This is a genomic window from Paracoccus sp. MBLB3053 (genome assembly GCF_031822435.1).
Classification (GTDB): domain Bacteria; phylum Pseudomonadota; class Alphaproteobacteria; order Rhodobacterales; family Rhodobacteraceae; genus Paracoccus; species Paracoccus aurantius.
In genome coordinates this window covers 184157-198715 of the sequence record NZ_JAVQLW010000001.1, presented here as the reverse complement: position 1 = coordinate 198715, position 14559 = coordinate 184157, and the positions used below count along the sequence as shown (strand labels likewise).

General features: G+C 64.5%; 16 protein-coding genes. 11 read left to right on the top strand and 5 right to left on the bottom strand.

Going from position 1 to position 14559, the window contains the following annotated elements; translation table 11 throughout:
- The first annotated feature begins 75 nt into the window (after window positions 1–75).
- Window positions 76–1044, top strand: a complete 969-nt coding sequence (locus tag RGQ15_RS01000; protein ID WP_311158349.1) for a DUF808 domain-containing protein — start codon at window positions 76–78, stop codon at window positions 1042–1044.
- Here RGQ15_RS01000 and RGQ15_RS00995 read toward each other — a convergent pair.
- The gene (locus RGQ15_RS00995) at window positions 1041–2735 is read right to left on the bottom strand and encodes a chloride channel protein (protein WP_409201291.1); all 1695 of its coding nucleotides are present in this window, start codon (window positions 2733–2735) and stop codon (window positions 1041–1043) included. The genes RGQ15_RS01000 and RGQ15_RS00995 overlap by 4 nt on opposite strands.
- A 134-nt stretch (window positions 2736–2869) precedes the next feature.
- Between RGQ15_RS00995 and RGQ15_RS00990 the strand changes: the two genes are divergently transcribed.
- The 7 genes from RGQ15_RS00990 (at window position 2870) to RGQ15_RS00960 (ending at window position 11057) form a co-directional block, all read left to right on the top strand.
- Window positions 2870–4249 carry an FAD-binding oxidoreductase gene (locus tag RGQ15_RS00990; RefSeq protein WP_311158348.1) on the top strand — a complete coding sequence of 460 codons (1380 nt, stop codon included), beginning with the start codon at window positions 2870–2872 and terminating at the stop codon, window positions 4247–4249.
- Window positions 4250–4363: 114 nt separating this feature from the next.
- The gene (locus tag RGQ15_RS00985; RefSeq protein ID WP_311158347.1) at window positions 4364–5152 is read left to right on the top strand and encodes a glycoside hydrolase family 25 protein; all 789 of its coding nucleotides are present in this window, start codon (window positions 4364–4366) and stop codon (window positions 5150–5152) included.
- Window positions 5128–5784 (top strand): CPBP family intramembrane glutamic endopeptidase, encoded by a 657-nt coding sequence (locus RGQ15_RS00980; RefSeq protein WP_311158346.1) that lies wholly within the window; start codon window positions 5128–5130, stop codon window positions 5782–5784. Before RGQ15_RS00985 ends, RGQ15_RS00980 begins: the two co-directional genes overlap by 25 nt.
- A gap of 62 nt (window positions 5785–5846) precedes the next feature.
- Entirely contained in the window at window positions 5847–7622 is a 1776-nt protein-coding gene (aspS, locus tag RGQ15_RS00975) for an aspartate--tRNA ligase (protein ID WP_311158345.1), read from the top strand.
- 155 nt (window positions 7623–7777) lie between these two features.
- Window positions 7778–9145, top strand: a complete 1368-nt coding sequence (locus RGQ15_RS00970; protein WP_311158344.1) for a DUF1800 domain-containing protein — start codon at window positions 7778–7780, stop codon at window positions 9143–9145.
- Between the two features lie 10 nt (window positions 9146–9155).
- On the top strand, window positions 9156–10337 hold the full coding sequence (locus tag RGQ15_RS00965; protein WP_311158343.1) for a DUF1501 domain-containing protein: 1182 nt from the start codon (window positions 9156–9158) through the stop codon (window positions 10335–10337).
- Window positions 10338–10361: 24 nt separating this feature from the next.
- Window positions 10362–11057: a GNAT family N-acetyltransferase gene (locus tag RGQ15_RS00960; RefSeq protein ID WP_311158341.1), complete on the top strand. Its 696-nt coding sequence runs from the start codon at window positions 10362–10364 to the stop codon at window positions 11055–11057.
- Here RGQ15_RS00960 and RGQ15_RS00955 read toward each other — a convergent pair.
- Complete coding sequence (locus RGQ15_RS00955) at window positions 11045–11776, bottom strand: response regulator (protein ID WP_311158340.1); 732 nt, start codon at window positions 11774–11776, stop codon at window positions 11045–11047. The genes RGQ15_RS00960 and RGQ15_RS00955 overlap by 13 nt on opposite strands.
- A 144-nt stretch (window positions 11777–11920) precedes the next feature.
- On the opposite strand from RGQ15_RS00955, the gene mce reads away from it, so the two are divergent.
- Window positions 11921–12325 carry a methylmalonyl-CoA epimerase gene (gene mce, locus RGQ15_RS00950; protein ID WP_311158339.1) on the top strand — a complete coding sequence of 135 codons (405 nt, stop codon included), beginning with the start codon at window positions 11921–11923 and terminating at the stop codon, window positions 12323–12325.
- Window positions 12325–12585, top strand: a complete 261-nt coding sequence (locus RGQ15_RS00945; RefSeq protein ID WP_311158338.1) for a DUF1467 family protein — start codon at window positions 12325–12327, stop codon at window positions 12583–12585. The genes mce and RGQ15_RS00945 overlap by 1 nt, the downstream gene beginning before the upstream one ends.
- On the opposite strand, the gene RGQ15_RS00940 is transcribed toward RGQ15_RS00945, so the two are convergent.
- Window positions 12582–13265 (bottom strand): EI24 domain-containing protein, encoded by a 684-nt coding sequence (locus tag RGQ15_RS00940; protein ID WP_311158337.1) that lies wholly within the window; start codon window positions 13263–13265, stop codon window positions 12582–12584. The genes RGQ15_RS00945 and RGQ15_RS00940 overlap by 4 nt on opposite strands.
- Complete coding sequence (locus RGQ15_RS00935; RefSeq protein ID WP_311158336.1) at window positions 13265–13831, bottom strand: nitroreductase family protein; 567 nt, start codon at window positions 13829–13831, stop codon at window positions 13265–13267. The genes RGQ15_RS00940 and RGQ15_RS00935 overlap by 1 nt, the downstream gene beginning before the upstream one ends.
- A gap of 167 nt (window positions 13832–13998) precedes the next feature.
- Between RGQ15_RS00935 and RGQ15_RS00930 the strand changes: the two genes are divergently transcribed.
- Window positions 13999–14247, top strand: a complete 249-nt coding sequence (locus tag RGQ15_RS00930; RefSeq protein WP_311158335.1) for a DUF167 domain-containing protein — start codon at window positions 13999–14001, stop codon at window positions 14245–14247.
- A gap of 3 nt (window positions 14248–14250) precedes the next feature.
- Here the strand turns inward: RGQ15_RS00930 and RGQ15_RS00925 are convergent, their stop codons facing one another.
- Entirely contained in the window at window positions 14251–14505 is a 255-nt protein-coding gene (locus tag RGQ15_RS00925) for a hypothetical protein (RefSeq protein ID WP_311158334.1), read from the bottom strand.
- Window positions 14506–14559: the final 54 nt, after the last annotated feature.

Below are 14559 nucleotides of genomic sequence, written 5' to 3'. Positions count from 1 at the left end.
CCGACGCGGCGTTCCTGACCAGGAATTCCCGATCACCCGGCCGTGATCGGTCGAAATGTGCCAAATGGGGGACGCATGAGCGGATTGCTGGCGCTGCTGGATGACGTCGCGGGGATCGCCAAGATCGCCGCGGCCTCGGTCGACGATGTCGCCGGCCAGGCGGCCAAGGCCGGGGCAAAGGCTGCGGGCGCGGTGATTGATGATGCCGCCGTCTCGCCCAAATATGTCCACGGCTTTTCGGCGGCCCGCGAATTGCCGATCGTGTTGAAGATCGCGCGCGGCTCGATCTTCAACAAGCTGGTGATCCTGTTGCCCGTGGCGTTGGCGCTTTCGGCGCTCGCACCCGGCGCGATTTCGCCGCTGCTGATGCTCGGGGGGGCTTATCTGTGCTTCGAGGGCGCCGAAAAGGTCCTCCACGCGGTCAGCCATCACAAGGTGAACGAACCACATCTGCAGGTGACGCCCGAGGGCGGCGCCGGTCTGGAAGAGGAACGCGTCAAGGGCGCGATCAAGACCGACTTCATCCTTTCGGCCGAGATCATGACCATCGCGCTGGCCGCCATCCCGCCGGGCGATCCGATCTGGATGGAGGGGCTGATCCTTGCCGTGGTGGGCCTGGGCATCACCTTCGTCGTCTACGGCTTTGTCGCGCTGATCGTCAAAGCGGATGATGTCGGGCTGCATCTGCACGAACAGGGCGGCCCCCTGGCCGGGTTCGGCCGCGCGCTCGTGCATTTCATGCCGGGCTTCATGCGCGTGCTGACGATCGTCGGGACTGCCGCAATGATCTGGGTGGGCGGTCAGATCATCGTCCATGGCCTGCATGAGCTGGGTCAGCACCAGCCCTATGAATGGGTGCATCACATGTCCGAACGGGCGGCCCAGGCGCTGCCTGCGGCGCCCGGTTTCGCAGCCTGGGTCGTAACCGCGTTTCTAGACGGCATTTTCGGCCTGATCCTTGGCTTCATGCTGATCCCGGTCGCAAACTACATCGTTTCGCCGGCCATTGGCGCGGTCAAGGGCATGTTCGGCGCAAGCGCCTAGCCGTGCTGTTCGGCGGCGGCTTCGCCCAATGCGGCATTGAGGGCGCGCAGCGCGTCGATATGGTAGACGGCGCCGAGGATCTCGGGGGTGGGGCCGTCCTCGCGCACGACGGGGAAGAAGGCACCGCCGGATTGGTCAAAGTGTCTCAGCGCCTGTTCCAGCGTGAGGGTGTCGGCCATCATCTGGCCGTCCGCGACCATGTTGCGCAGCAGATCGGCCGAAGGCGCCGTCTTGCTGCCGATGTCGCGCATCACCGCCGTCACCCGCATCTTCTGTGGCAGCCAGACCTGTGGCCCTTCCGCGATATGCACCCCGCGCCGCTTGAGCTGGGTCAGGAAGAAGGACCGGTGCACCATGCGAGAGGCCAGCGCGGTGCTGAGCGAAATCGAGGTCATCACGGCGATTCCGGTCTGCCAGTCGCCGGTCAGTTCAAAGACGATCATGGCCGTGGAAATCGGCGCGCCCAGCACGGCCGCGCCGACCGCGCCCATCCCGGCGAGCGCGTATAGCGTTTCATTCCCCGAGGATTGCGGCGCGATCGAGGTCGCCAGAATGCCGAATGCCAGCCCTGTCAGCGCGCCCATCACCAATGCAGGCGAAAACACCCCCCCGCCCATCCGCCCGCCCAGGGTGATCGCCACGGCGACGGCCTTGACCAGGGCGAAAACGACGGCCGTCCACAGATCCAGCCGCCCGGTCAGTGCGGCCGAAGTGGCCTCGTAGCCCACGCCGATGATATGAGGGTAGGGGATGGCGATCAGACCCAGCAGTGCCCCCGCGACGGTGGGACGCAGCCAGCGAGGCCAGCCAGTGCGGCTCATGATCCGGTTGGCGACGGTTTCCGCGCGGAATATGGCGGCCATCAGCGCAGCCGCGACCAGTGCGCAGATCAAGCCGAGAATCATGAAGGCCGGGAGTTCGATGTAAAAGCTGAGAGTCCCCGCCTGCGGAAGGTTGAATTCGGTCATGCCCCCGAAACGCAATCGATTGATGACCGTCCCGGCGACGGCGGAAATCGCGATCGGGGCAAAGGCGCGGATCGCGAAATTGCGCAGCACCACTTCGTGGGCAAAAAGCGCGCCCGCGATCGGTGCGTTGAAACTTGCCGCGACCGCGCCTGCCACGGCGCAACCCAGCAGCTCGCGCCCGGTCACGGGGCTTGCCTTGATCCGGTTGGCGACCAGCGTCGAGATCACGCCCGCAAGGTGGACAACAGGCCCTTCGCGACCGGACGAGCCGCCGGTGCCCAGCGTGATCACCGAAGCCGCGGCCGATGCCAGCCCTTCGCGCAGTTCGACACGGCCGCCCTCGAGCGCGGCGCCCTCGATCACGTCGGCGACGGCGCGTACCCTGCCATCGGGGGTGAAGCGGTCCAGCACCAGGCCGACGACAAGCCCGCCCATGATCGGAACGGCCAGCACCCACCACCAGGGCAAGTGGCCAGCCACGGTCGCCATGGTCAGATCGTCGGTCCCATAGGCGAGCCGTTGCAGCGCCGCGATTCCCAGCCGGAAGGCCAGCGCGGCGAGGCCCGCGCAGATCCCGATCATCAGCGCGATGACCCAGAATTCGATCTGTCCGGGGCCGCGCATCAAAAGCACGTTCCACCCCTGCGCAAGATGTCGGCGCAGATGCCTGATGCCCTGCCGCCCCCAGCCCTTCGATAGCTGATCCCTTTGTCGTTCGCCCATCTTCGCCGACCCGTTTGGCCCGAAGGAACCATGTTGCGCGGATCAGGTCCACCGCCCTGCCACCTTATCGGGCCAAGCTTGCCCTTTGGGCAACAGCGGGATTATCAACGCGCAAGTCTCGAGGAGGACCCCCAATGCCGATTTCCCTTCAGGCCGCAGACGCGCTTGGCCAGCTTCTGGGCGCGCGCTTTTCGCAATCAGAGGCCGATCGCGACCTGCATGGCCAATCCGAAACCTTTCACCGCGCCCCGCCGCCCGAGGCGGTGGTCTGGCCCATCTCGACAGATGAGGTCTCGGCAATCATGCGGATCTGCCACGAACATCGCGTTCCGGTGATCGGCTGGGGAACGGGAACCTCGCTGGAAGGCCATGCGCTTGCGGTGCATGGCGGCATCGTCATGGACCTGATGAAGATGGACCGCGTCCTAGAGGTGCGCGCAGGCGATCTGCAGGCGAGCGTCCAGCCCGGCGTCACGCGCGAGGCGCTGAACCTTGATTTGCGCGCGACCGGGCTGTTCTTCCCGGTCGATCCCGGCGCCAATGCAAGCCTTGGCGGCATGGCCGCGACGCGGGCCAGCGGCACTGCCGCGGTGCGCTATGGCACGATGCGCGACAACGTCCTGGCGCTCGAGGTCGTGCTGGCCGACGGCACGGTGATCCGCACCGGCACGCGGGCTGCGAAATCCAGCGCGGGCTATGACCTAACCGGACTGTTCGTCGGCTCGGAAGGCACGCTTGGCATCATCACAGAACTGACCCTGCGGCTGCATGGCCAGCCCGAAGAGGTCGCTTCGGCCGTTTGCGCCTTTGCCACCCTGGAAGAGGCAGTGGAATGCGTGACCGCGACGATCCAGATGGGGATTCCCATGGCGCGCATCGAATTCGTCGATGGTGACGCGGCCAGGGCCTTCAACATGCAGAACGGAACCCATCTGCACGAGGGGCCGCACCTGATGGTAGAGTTCCACGGCTCGCCCGCCTCGGTCAAGGACGATGCCGAGAAGTTCGGCGAGCTTGCGGCGGAATTCGGCGGCCAGGGCTTCGACTGGGCCACGACGCCCGAAGAACGCGCAGCGCTTTGGAAGATGCGCCACGGCGCCTATCGCGCCTGCCTTGCCCTGCGCCCGGGCGCGACGGCCGTGGTCACAGATGTCTGCGTGCCGATGTCGCATCTGGCCGAGGCGGTTGCTGCTGCTGCGGCCGATATCAGGGCCGAAGGCCTTGTCGGCCCGATGGTGGGCCATGTCGGAGACGGGAATTTTCACGCGCAGCTTCTGGTCATGCCGGGCAATGCCGAGGAACTGGCGGCTGCCAAGCGCGTGGCGAACCGGATGGCAGAGCGCGCGCTGGCGGTCGGCGGCACCATCACGGGCGAACATGGCGTCGGGATCGGCAAGCGGCCCCTGATGCGCGCCCAGCACGGCGAGGCGATCGGCGTGATGGCTGCAATCAAGGCGGCGCTGGACCCAGGCAATATCATGAACCCGGGCAAGCTGATCCCCGAGGCGAACTGATGCCATTTTCAACCCTGACGCTATCGTGACTGTCACGCCATCGTGACAGAAACCTGCACCTTTGCGATAAAGACCTGAAGCGCCGGAAACGCGGGCATTGGGCAAGGGGCAGTGATGAAACTTCTGGGCAGAATTCTGGGGATATTGCTTGTGGTGGCCCTGGCCGCTTGCGGCGGGGGACGAACCTACCGGCCGGCGGGTGTGTCCGTGGGCCATGGCACCGGGCCGCAGTTCGGGGATTCCGCCCCGCATGAATGGGTGGGCGGCCATCCCTATGACCACCGGGTTCACGGGATCGACATTTCGCGCTGGCAGGGCAATATCGACTGGGGACGGGTGCGTACTTCAGGGATCAGCTTTGCCTTCATCAAGGCCACCGAGGGCGCGGACCATGCCGATCCCAACTTCCGCCGCTATTGGTACGAGGCGGGGCAGGCGCGCATCCCGCGCGGCGCATACCACTATTTCTACTTCTGCCGCTCGGGCGCCGAGCAGGCGGCATGGTTCATTGCCAATGTTCCGCGAGAGCGGGGCGCGCTGCCTCCGGTGCTTGACCTGGAATGGACTGCGTCCAAGACCTGTCCGCGCCGCCCGCCGAGTCATGAAGTCCTGCGCGAGGCGCGCATCTTCAAGGATATCCTGCATCGCCACTACGGGCAGCGCCCGATCATCTACACCACGGTCGATTTCTACCGCGACAACAACCTTGGCAGCTGGCCCGAGGAATTCTGGCTGCGCTCGGTCGCGGGTCATCCCCGCATCGTCTATCCCGGCCAGCCTTTCAGCTTCTGGCAATATACCGGCACGGGCATCGTTCCGGGCATCCAGGGCAATGTCGATCTGAACGTATTTGCCGGCAGCGCCGAGCAGTGGCGCCTATGGCTTCGGCAGCGATTGCAGTAAGGCGGCGTCGCCTTCTCATCGAATTCGTGGCGCTCTATTTCGGGGCGCCACTTCTGATCGCATTGTTCATGCCGGGCCACCGGCTGTTCGAGGCGCTGGCCGTTCTGTCGCTCGTCGGTCTCGTGCTCTTGTGGCGAACCGGGGGGTTCAACTTCGTGACCCTGGTGCGCGGCTGGTCGCGCCTGCCGTGGCGCGAGATCGGCGGCATTGCGGTGATCACCCTCCTGATCGGACTCCTTGTCCTGGGCAGTACGAACCCCAATGCACTGTTCCATACGCTTAGGACGCGGCCCGGCTTCCTGCCGGTGATCTGGGTCTTCTATCCGTTCCTGTCGGCTCTGCCGCAGGAGCTGATCTTTCGCCCCCTGTTCTTTCATCGCTATGCTTCGCTGCTGCCGATCGGCCGGTCGGCGATCACCTTGAACGCGGTGGTGTTTTCTTTCGCGCATCTCATGTACTGGTCCTGGATCGTCGCGATCCTGACCTTTGTCGGGGGCTGGTTCTTCGCCCGCGCCTATCTGCGTCACGGCTTCCCGGCCGCCTGGGTCTTGCATGCGGTGGCGGGAAACGTGCTCTTTGCCGTCGGGATGGGGGCCTATTTCTACTCGGGTAACGTCGTGCGACCCTTCTAGATAACTTGACTTCCCGGCCATTGCGCGGTTGATGCGTGCGCTGAAACCAAGGGGAAATCATGATGAGCGTCTATCGCAGCCATACCTGCGGCGAGCTGACCGCCGCGAATGCCGGGTCCGAAATCCGTCTGTCCGGCTGGGTCCACAGGGTCCGGGATCACGGCGGCGTGCTGTTCATCGACCTGCGCGACCATTACGGCATCACCCAGGTCATCGCCGACAGCGACTCGCCCGCCTTTGCAGGGCTCGAGAAGCTGAGGGCCGAAACCGTCATCCGCATCGACGGCAAGGTCAAGCTGCGCGATGCCTCGCTGGTGAACCCGAAGCTGCCGACCGGCGAGATCGAAGTTTACGCGACCGACATGGAAGTGCTGGGCGCATCCGACGACCTGCCGCTGCCGGTCTTTGGCGACCAGGACTATCCCGAGGAAACCCGCCTCACCTATCGCTTCCTCGACCTGCGCCGCGAGACGCTGCACAACAACATCATGCTGCGCTCGAAGGTCGTCCGCTCGATCCGCAACCGCATGTGGGACCAGGGCTTCACCGAGTTCCAGACCCCGATCATCACGGCATCCAGCCCTGAAGGTGCGCGCGACTTCCTCGTGCCCTCGCGCCTGCATCCGGGCAAGTTCTACGCGCTGCCGCAGGCGCCGCAGCAGTTCAAGCAGCTGATCATGGTCGCGGGCTTCGACAAGTATTTCCAGATCGCGCCCTGCTTCCGCGACGAAGACCCGCGCGCCGACCGCTCGCCGACCGATTTTTACCAGCTCGACCTCGAGATGTCCTTCGTCGAGCAGGAAGACGTCTTCGCCGCGATCCAGCCTGTCGTTCAGGGTTTGTTCGAGGAATTCGGCAATGGCCGCCGCGTCGATACCGAATGGCCGCGCATTCCCTATGCCGAGTCGATGCTGAAATACGGCAGCGACAAGCCGGACCTGCGCAACCCGATCGAGATGCAGATCGTCTCGGATCACTTCCGCGACTCGGGCTTCGCGATCTTCGCGAAACTGCTTGAGCAGGACGGCACCGAGGTTCGCGCGATCCCGGCCCCGACCGGTGGTTCGCGCAAATTCGCCGATCGCATGAACGCCTTTGCGCAGGCCCAGGGCCTGCCGGGCATGGGCTATATCTTCTGGCGCAAGGCCGAGGACGGTTCGACCGAGGCCGCCGGCCCGATCGCCAAGGCGCTGGGTGCCGAGAAAACCGAAGCCATCCGCGTCCAGCTGGGCCTGGGCGAGGGCGATGCCGCCTTCTTCCTTGGCGGCAAGCCCGAGAATTTCGAAGCCGTCGCTGGTCGTGCCCGGAACGAGATCGGCAAGGAACTGGGTCTGACCGACGAGGGTCAGTTCAAGTTCGCATGGATCGTCGACTTCCCGATGTACGAGAAGGGCGACGATGGCCGCATCGACTTCAGCCACAACCCGTTCTCGATGCCGCAGGGCGGTCTCGACGCGCTGTCGGGCGACCCGCTTGCCGTCAAGGGCTACCAGTACGACCTCGCCTGCAACGGCTATGAGCTGATCTCGGGCGCGATCCGGAACCACAAGCCGGAAATCATGTTCAAGGCCTTCGAACTGGCCGGCTACGGCCATGACGAGGTCGAGAAGCGCTTCGGCGGCATGGTCAAAGCCTTCCGCTATGGCGCCCCGCCCCACGGCGGCTGCGCGGCAGGGATCGACCGCATCGTCATGCTGCTGGCCGATGAGCAGAACATCCGCGAGGTCATCATGTTCCCGATGAACCAGCGCGCCGAGGACCTGATGATGGGCGCGCCCAGCGAGCCCCTGAACGAGCAGCTGCGCGAATTGCGCCTGCGCGTCCTCCCGAAAGAGTGATTTCGGGCAAGTGATTGGAAAATGCCGAAAGCCGCTGCGGCTTTCGGCAGAATGCTGCCATGCGGCATGATCTTTCAAAAGCGTGAACTGACCTCTCGCGGGCTTCGTGAGATAGTGCGACCGGGGCAGATGCCCCCCATCGCAAAGGGATGCGCATGACGATTGATTTCCCGGAACTCGCCGCGATCCGCCTTGGGTTCGGATTGTCGCCGATCATGGCGCCACCGCCGGATGTGGATGCGCTTCTTGCCGGACTAGCCCGTTCCGCGCCGGGGCCGGGGGCCGTGACGACCGCCAAGGCACAGGAACTTCAGAACGAACTCATGGCGTTGCGCGCCGTGCGCCGGCAGGACGAGCGCAGCGAAAAGGAATTCAAGGCATTCAATCAGCGCATGGGGCGGACGATCGCCTTCGATCTGCGGCTGAGAATGGCCCGCGCCGTGGATGATCCGACCGGGTTCGGTGAGCGCCTGGTCCAGTTCTGGGCCGACCATTTCACAATCCGGCCGATGGGTGTAGGGCGCAACCCGCTCGCCATGGCCTTTGTGGACGAGGCGATCCGGCCCCATATCGCAGGTCGGTTCGAGGACATGTTCTTTGCCGCCGACACTCATCCGATGATGCTGGTCTATCTCGACCAGAACACCAGCCGCGGGCCGAATTCCATGGCCGCGCGCAACCGCAAGGACAAGAAGCTTGGCCTGAACGAGAATTTGGCTCGCGAGGCGATGGAGCTTCATTCGCTCGGCGCTGGCGCACCCTATACGCAGGATGATGTGCGCGAACTGGCGGAGCTCCTGACCGGGCTGACCTATGATTCGAAGAAAGGCTTTGCCTATCGGCCGCAGATCGCCGAGCCGGGCGCGGAACAGGTTCTAGGGGTCAATTACGGCGGTGAGAAGCGCGCGAGCCTCGACGATATCCGCGCCGCCTTCCGCGATATCGCCCGCAGGCCCGAAACGGCCCAATATCTTTCGCGCAAGCTCGCGGTGCATTTCGTCTCGGACGATCCTTCGCCCGAGCTTGTCGAGGCCATGGCATCGGTCTGGCGCGAAACCGGGGGCGATTTGCCGCAAGTCTACCGCGTGCTGGCGACCCATCCTGATCTGGCGGCCAATCTGCGTGCCAAGGTGCGCCAGCCCTTCGATCTCGTCGTGGCGGGGTTTCGGGCGCTTGGCATCACCGGCAAGGATGTGCGGGATCTGGAGTTCAAGAAGTTCCGTGCCTTCGCCTTTGATCCGATGGCCCGGATGGGGCAGCGCTGGATGAACCAGAACGGACCCGATGGCTGGCCCGAAGACCCGCAGGCCTGGATCGCGCCGCAGCTTCTTGCCGCGCGGATCACCTGGGCCACGCAGATGCCGCAGCGGATGCTGAAGAAGCTTCCCGATCCGCGCGAGATGCTGGTCACGACGCTTGGCAGCACCCGGTCGGACGGCTTGGCCTGGGCGGTGCCCAAGGCCGAAAGTCAGGCCGAAGGCGTGGCGCTGATCCTTGCCTCGAACGATTTCAACCGCCGATAGGAGATCCCGCATGATCGAGCTGAACCGGCGCCTGTTCCTGAAATCCGCAGCCCTCATCGGCTGTTCCGCCGCGGCACATCCGCTGATGACCTCGATGACCTTTGCCTCGGTCCCTTCGGACAACCGGCTGGTCGTCATCATCCTGCGCGGTGCCATGGACGGGCTGGATGCGATCCAACCCTATGGCGATCCGATGCTGGCAAAGCTTCGCCAGAATATCTCGGTCGGGCCGGACAGGGGCGCCCTGGACCTTGACGGGTTCTATGCCCTGCACCCGAGCCTCGCGCCGCTTCTGCCGCTTTGGCAGAAGGGGGAACTGGCCTTTGCCCACGCGGTTTCAACCCCCTATCGCGACAAGCGCAGCCATTTCGATGGCCAGGACCTGCTTGAGGCGGGAACTGGGCATGACCTGCCGGTGAACTGGCAGGTCGGCGGCTGGCTGAACCGTCTTTTGCAGGCCATGCCGGGAAGCAAGGCCGAGACCGCCTATGCGGTCGGGCTGGAGCAGATGAAGATCCTCAGCGGCGAGGCCGCGCATCTGGGCTGGGCGCCGCAATCCTCGCTGAACTTTTCGGCGCAGGCTCAGCTTCTGCTGGAGCATATCTATCACGACGATCCGCTTTTTCGTGATACCGCACGCGATGCCTTTCGCATCAGTTCCGAAACGGAGCGCACCGATGTCGGCAAGGGGGCCGATGCCGAGGCCGTGGCGCTGGGCCGTTTCGCGGCCGATCGGCTGAATGCCGAGGCGCGGATCGCCGCCTTTTCGATCACGGGCTGGGACAGCCATGCGAACCAGGGGGCGGTGATCGGCAGGGCGCTCGAGCGGCTGTCGGGCGCGATCCTCGCACTGCGTGAGGGGCTGGGCGAGAACTGGGGCAGGACCACCGTGCTTGCGATGACGGAATTCGGCCGCACCGTTCGGGAAAACGGATCGAGCGGGACCGATCACGGCACCGGCGGGGCGCTGATCATGTCAGGTGGCGCGATCCGGGGCGGGCGCGCCTATGGTGACTGGCCGGGGCTGGGCGAAGGCCAGCTTTACGCCGATCGCGACCTGATGCCCACGCGCGATATCCGGGCCTATGCGGGCTGGGCGATGCGAGGCCTTTTCGGGACCGAGCTTGCGGCGATCGAGCAATCCGTCTTTCCGGGGCTTGACCTTGGCGGAGATCCGAAGATCCTCGCCTGAATTTCTCCACTGCCCGAGGACAGGATGAAAGATCGCCCGATCGGCCCCCAAGTTGCGGGGTTCGAACCGCCGCCTGCGCCCGGACCGACGCTGCAAGGTCGGTTCGTGACGCTTGAACCGCTGGAGGCGAATTGCCACGCGGCAGATATCTTCGCGGCCAATCTGGGGCAGGATTGGGTCTGGGACTATCTGCCCTATGGCCCCTTCGCGTCCCTTGACGACTATCGCGCCTGGCAGGCAGAGGCCGCGGGAAAGGCCGATCCGTTCTTCTACGCCCTGCGCGACAATGCGACCGACAGGGTGGGCGGGGTTGCGTCCTTCCTGCGCATCGACCGCCCGAACGGGGTGATCGAAATCGGCCATATCCAGATTGCGCCGACGCTCCAGCGCAGCGCCGCGTCGACCGAGGCGATCATGCTGATGATCCGCTGGGCTTTCGACAGCGGATATCGCCGGGTCGAGTGGAAGTGCGATGCGCTGAACGCGCCCTCGGTCGCCGCCGCAAAACGCTATGGTTTCACCTATGAGGGCACGTTCCGTCAGCACATGCTGAGACGCGGACATAATCGCGACAGTGCCTGGTTCTCGATCATCGACGGCGAATGGCCCGCGCTGAGGGCGGCCTATGATACGTGGCTGGCCCCAGGGAATTTCGCGGAGGATGGCACGCAGCGCACGCGTCTTTCGGAACAGGTCGCAGCCGCTGGTCAAAGGCCCTGAACGGCCGAAAGCCTGTCCTGGACCATGCCGCTGATCCGCGCGAGATCGACTGCAAGTGATCCACCCGCGCGCGGAGCGCTTGCCAGAGCGCTGGCTGCGTGCTCCAGCGGCGCATCATGGGCCGAACGGGCAACGCCGGCAAGAAATCGGGCGATATATTCGATGGCGGCGATATCGTCGGCCATGGCCAGAACCTCGGCGACATGGGTCAGATCGTCGCGCAGGGCGGTGCGGTCCGGCACGATCACCTCATTCGGAAGCGAGCGCACTCCGCAAGGCCGGTCCTCGGCGGGAAGGGCGTTCAGGATGGTTTGCTGAAACAGCGCGAGGTTTTCGATCGGCTTCGCAATGAAACCATCCGCGCCCGCGGTCAGCGCGGCTTCGCGACGGGATGCATCGCCCGATATGCCCAGGATCACGGGAACCCTTGGCGAGGCGAGGGCGATCGTGCGGATCATGTCGGCGCCATCGCCATCGGGCAGGCCCATATCCACGATGATCGCGCCGGGCCGATAGGTCTGGAGGTGGCGAAGCGCGGCGCGGATCGTGTCGGCCCGCCGGATGCGCGCGCCCGAGCGCAGGCAGAGCAGGCGCACCGCTTCCGAAGCGAAGCGCGAATCCTCGACGACCAGAACGGTCAGCCCGGTCAGCGGTCGGTCGGGCAGGGCGCTGCGCCATGGCGGAATGTAATCCAGGTCCTTTGTCAGATCGTTCGTCATAGCCGGTAACCTTCAAATGAATCGCCAGATTGATTCAAATTCGCCCGATTCCCCTAAAAAGCGGTTAACGGCGGCCTGCTGCATTTCGGCTTTCGTCGCGCGGCGCGGCGTCCTAGAACATCAGCGCATCGGGGGAGAAAGCGCATGATCGGACGTCTGAACCACATTGCGATCGCGGTGCCGGATCTGGACGCGGCGGTTCGGCAATATTCGGGCACGCTGGGGGCAAAGGTCGGTCCTCCTCAGGACGAGCCCGACCATGGCGTGACGGTCGTTTTCATCGAGCTGCCCAACACCAAGGTCGAACTGCTTTATCCTTTGGGAGATGACAGCCCGATTCTCGGTTTTCTTGACAAGAATCCTTCGGGCGGCATCCATCACATGTGCTTCGAGGTCGAGGATATCCTTGCGGCCCGTGACCGGTTGAAAGCCGAGGGCGCCCGAGTGCTGGGCAATGGCGAGCCGAAGATTGGTGCGCATGGCAAGCCGGTCCTGTTCCTGCATCCCAAGGATTTCAACGGCTGCCTGATCGAATTGGAGCAAGTCTGATGAACCTGACCGGCGGAATCGTCCTTTATGCGGTGCTCTGGTTTCTTGTTCTTTTCGTGCTCTTGCCGATCGGACAGAAAAGCCAGGCAGATGTCGGAGAGGTGACGCCCGGAACGCCTGCCGGCGCGCCGCACGAACCGAAGCTGAAGAAGAAGATGTTGTGGGCCACGCTGATCACCGCGGTGATCTGGGGTGTGATCGCCTATGTCATCCTTGCGGGTGTGATCACCCGCGCCGATATCGAAGCCTGGACGAGCTAGCGACCACGCCCCAGATGGAACAGGTGGGTGAACCCCGCCGCCGCCAGCACCGGTACGACGATGTTGAGCAGGGGAACCGTGCCCAAAAGCGCGATGAGCACCCCCAGCATGGTCGCCTGTGGCGCCATGCGCTTGCGCAGGGCCGTCGCATGTCCGGCATGCAGATGCCGGCCTGCGGCCATCTGGAAGAATTCGCGCCCGAGCAGCCAGCCATTGCCCAGATAGAACAGCACCGAAGCCAGCGGCCCAAGGAACGGTGTCAGGATCAGCGTCGCCACCGTGACCAGCAGCACCGCGCCGATGACGGCGAGTGATTCTAGCAATCCATCCCAGAAGTCGACAGGAAGGCCCTTGGCCGAGGGATAGTGGATATCCTCGACCGCTTCTGCGACCCGCTCGGCGAAGAGGCCGGCGAAACCTGCCGTGACCGGTGCCATGAGAAAGATCGACATGACCGGAAAAAGCACCAGCGATCCCCAGGAAAGCGCGCCATTGATGGCGATCTCTCCGATCCAGGGCAGGGTCAGCGTTTCAGGCGCGAAGAACCGGATGGCCCAGAAGGCACCTGCCTGAAGCAGCACGAAAAGCACGAGGGTCAGGAGAACACCCAGCACCACGACCCCGAAGATGCGGGGCCGCAGCAGATCGCTCCAGGCGCGGCCAAGCGCGGTCAGGACCATCAGAGGAAGACGGTCTTGGCCGCGACATCGGGACGGGGGCGATCGGGCGGGGTCGCACCGCGCTGGCCGATATGGACAAGCCCGACGACACGTTCGCCCTCGGCCAGTCCAAGATGGGAAGTCGCGAATTCCGGCTGCGCGGCCGGACCGGTCAGCCAGGCCGCACCGAAGCCCGCCGCAAGCGACGCGTTCAGCAATTCGAGGCAGACCGCACCGGAAGACAGGAACTGTTCCCAGTCCGGGATCTTGGCGCTTTCGACCGGAGAAGAGACGACCGCGACGATGACAGGTGAGGCGAAGGCCGAGCGGGCCTTTTCGACGGTGGCCTCGTCGCCACCCTGCGCGGCTACGAAATCGGCCAGAACCGGGGCGAGGCGATCAAGCGTCTCGCGTTCAAGTACCACGAAGCGCCAGGGCTCGAGCTTGCCATGATCGGGCACGCGCGCCGCCAGCTCCAGCAGGTCCATCAGCACCTCGCGCGAAGGCGGCGGACCCGTCAGCAGTTTCGGCGGATGCGAGCGGCGGTTACGCATGAAGGAAAGCGTTGCGGGATCGGTATGTTGCAATTCGGACCTCGATCTTTCTGCGTGCCGCCCAAGTCGGCGGCGGCGGTTGCTGCGGCTGGCTGATTACAGCCGTTCGCTTTCGCCCCTGAATAACGGTCGCGGCGGTCCTGCGCCAGCGGGGGGCGGGACGGCATTGCCTTTTCCGCAATGAGGCGTTTGATGAGCGCATGACCGATCTTCGTCATCTGGCCCAACCCGGCGCCGAAATCGCGGTGCGCGTCACCCCACGTGCCTCGCGCAATGCGATCTCTGTGGATGACGGTGTGATCCGGGTTTGGGTGACGACCGTTCCCGAAGATGGCAAGGCGAATGCCGCAGTCGTCAAGCTGCTGTCCAAGGCAATGGGCATCGCGAAATCGCGGCTCGAGCTTGTCCGGGGCGCGACGGCCCGGGACAAGGTCTTTCGCGTCGGTTGAGCTTCAGCGGCGCTCGAGCCGGTAGTTGCCTTCGGGCAGGTTCAACGCGGCGCGCAATTCGTCGAGCTGTTCGATCGTCATCACGATCTGCGACAGCTCTCCGGTATCTGGGTCGAACTGCTCGACGATCACGCGATCATCAAAGCTCTGGATGACCACATCTTCGTTCAGGGGGCGGGCACCCACCGGGCTGTCTTTCGGAAGCTCGTCGATCAGGGTGATGATGGTTGCGTCAAAGTCATGCTCGATGGTGAACATCGCGGGCCTTTCTCGACAGTTGTCATCCAACTTTCGCGTGAAGTCGGGGCGGGG